The 2,955-nt window shown below is 70.5% G+C and carries 2 protein-coding genes; both read left to right on the top strand.

Annotated features, from left to right (window positions below; genetic code table 11):
* Positions 1 to 331: 331 nt before the first annotated feature.
* The gene (locus Q1N79_RS26885) at positions 332 to 811 is read left to right on the top strand and encodes an SRPBCC family protein (protein ID WP_300613773.1); all 480 of its coding nucleotides are present in this window, start codon (positions 332 to 334) and stop codon (positions 809 to 811) included.
* 242 nt (positions 812 to 1,053) lie between these two features.
* A partial coding sequence (locus tag Q1N79_RS26890; protein ID WP_300613775.1) for a CehA/McbA family metallohydrolase occupies positions 1,054 to 2,955 on the top strand: 1,902 nt, incomplete at its 3' end.

Here is a 2,955-nt window from a genome sequence, read left to right on the forward strand (position 1 = left end):
GAGCGCGACGGCCCCGAGGCGGGGCTGGCTGCCCTGAAGACCATCGCCGGCCTGGAGTACTCCCATCTGTGGCACGCTGCCCTGGCGGACAACCTGTGCCGACTCGGCCGCACGAGCGACGCGGCCGGAGAACTCGACACCGCGGTGACCCTGGCCCCAGCGAGGTCGAACAGCGCCTCCTGCAGGGCCGTCTGCGCCAGCTGCGGTCCGAGCCCGGCTGACCGTGTTCTGGTTTTCTCGCTTTCCTTGCCCGGGTTTCTCCCCGGATATGTCCTCCGCCAGCTTCACCGTTCGTCCTTTCCCTGCAAGCGGTTCACAAGGAGGCACCACCATGACCGGCGAAACCATCAGCACAACCACGATCATTAGCGCCCCAGCCGAGGCGATCTTCGCCGTACTCGCCGACCCCGCCAAGCACGCCGCGATCGACGGCACCGGCTGGGTCCGCGAGCCCCTCGACGCCCAGCACCTGACCGAGGCGGGCCAGGCGTTCCGGATGGGCATGTACAACGACAACGTCCCGGGCGGGCACTACCGGATGGTCAACCGGGTGCAGGTGTACGACCCGCCACGCGCCATCTCCTGGGAGCCAGGCATGGACGCCGGCGATGGCAACCCGCAGATCGTCGGCCACATCTGGCGCTACGACCTGACCCCTGCCGGACCATCCGGGACCGAGGTCACCCTCTCCTATGACTGGTCGGCGGTCCCCGACTCCCTCCGCCAGCGACTCCCATTCCGATTCCCCCCGTTCGCCGCAGATCATCTGACCAACTCGCTGGCTCACCTCGCCGGACTGGTCACCGGGTAACCGGCCAGCAGGCCGGCCAGTCGCTGACTCTGGCCTGGCCAGGCCGGGTGGCTGTATACGTGGCCGCCGGAGCCGGCCGGAGCGCGAGCGGGAGCCGGGGCAGGGCAGCCGGCACGGTCCGTTCGGGATAAAAGGTAACAGGATCGGTGACGGCCGGTCAGCGGTGCGCGGACGGCCAGGGGCTCGGGGCGGGGGAAGAAATTGGCTGGGGCCGGCCGGGCACGCGACCTACGATCGGACGCATGCCTAGCTATGAGCCAGTAGACCTGTCTGCTGCATGCAACGCGGGTGTGGATGTTCTCGGCGATGAGCCGGGCGATGTTCCGCTGGGGAGGGTGGACCTGCGCGGGCTGCCGTTCCTGATCGGGTCGGAGCCGCCGGCTGCGGAACGGTGCTTCCTGCTGCCTGGCGTCCCGGCGTCGGTCGGGATCGGCCGGCTGGCGCGGCGCGTGATCATCGCGCACCGGCAGCTCGAACCGGGCGCACCGGCCGGTCACGCCGTCGGGCGGACGGTCGCGGAGTATGTTTTCCACCTTGCCGGCGGCCAGGTCGCCACCGCGGCCATCCGGGAGCGGTTCGAGATCCAGGTGGTGCCGCCGGGGTGGGGGCGTCTGCCGTTCCTCGCGGTCACCGACACCAGCGACCACAACCTGCCGCGCTTTGAGGGCAGGTGGGGCGAAGCCGGGGCCCGCCTGACCGAGCACGCCATGGGCTGGCCGGCCGGCTATTTCCTGTGGTGCTGGGAGAATCCGCATCCGGACCGGGCGGTCGAGCGGGTCGAGTTCATCCCGCGCGGGCCGCGGTTCATCGTGGCCGGGATCACGACAAGCGACGTGGATGAGCACCCGTTCGTCCGCGCGCCGGCGCGCCCGGTGCGGATCACGCCGCGGGACGGGCGGGGCGGAGTCCTCGATGTCGAGGTGGACCGGGGTGTCGCGACCTATCCGCAGCCGCTGCCCGGCGAGGACGACCGGGCTGGCTGGGGAGCGAGGGAAGGAACGTCCGCGTACGCGTCGATCGCCGCGCTGCCGTCGGCCACCGTCGCGGTCCGGCGCGGCGGCGACGAACTCGGCCGGGTGCGCTGGGGCGACGTGGAACGTGACGGGCGGGCGGACGCCGGCCAGGTCCTGGTTGAGCTGACGGAAGGGGGCCGCAACTGGGTGCATGTCAGCGTCGTCGACGACGCGAGCGGGCGGCCGGTGCCGTGCCGGGTCCATTTCTGTTCGGCCGAGGGAGTTCCCTACCAGCCGCACGGCCACCACAATCACGTCACGCAAAATCTCGGCAGCTGGCATTACGACGTTGGCGGTGACACCCGGCTTGGCCAGCGCAGCTACGCGTATATCGACGGCACCTGCCAGGGATGGCTGCCACGAGGCGACGTCGTCGTGGACGTCGCGCGCGGGTTCGAATACGAACCGCTCCGGCAGACCGTGCGGATCGAGCCGGGGCAGCGCGAGCTGACGCTGCCGATCAGGCGCGTGGCTGACATGACCGCCGAAGGATGGTGGTCGGGCGACTCGCACGTGCACTTCCTGTCCACCCCGGGCGCTCAGCTCGAGCAACGGGGCGAGGATCTGCGTGTCGTCAATTTGCTGCAGACGCAGTGGGGCGCGCTGTTCACGAACACCGAGGACTTTTCCGGCCAGCCCGGCGTCGTCGACGGCGGCGGCTACGTCACCTATGTCGGCCAGGAAAACCGGCAGCACATGCTCGGCCACATGGTCCTGTGGGGCCTGAAAGAGCCGGTCATGCCGTGGTGCAGCGACGGTCCCGACGAGGCCGAGCTCGGCGGCGCGCTTGACGCGACGCTGAGCGACTGGGCCGACCGGACGCACGTGCAGGGCGGCACCGTCGTCGCCGCGCATTTCCCGAATCCGAACGGCGAGCCGGCCGTTCTCGTCGCGACCGGCCGGGCCGACGCCGTCGAGATGCTGGCCCACTCCGGCGACGCGACCCTCGAGTATTACCGGTACCTGAACAGCGGCTACCGGCTGCCGCTGGTCGGCGGCACCGACAAGATGACAAGCGGCGTGCCGGTCGGCCTGTACCGCACGTACGCGCGGCTGGACGAGGAGTTCAGCTATGCGGCCTGGTGCCGGGCGGTGCGGTCGGGTCGCACGTTCCTTTCCGGCGGGCCGCTG

This window comes from Trebonia sp. (genome assembly GCF_030042015.1).
GTDB lineage: Bacteria > Actinomycetota > Actinomycetes > Streptosporangiales > Streptosporangiaceae > Trebonia.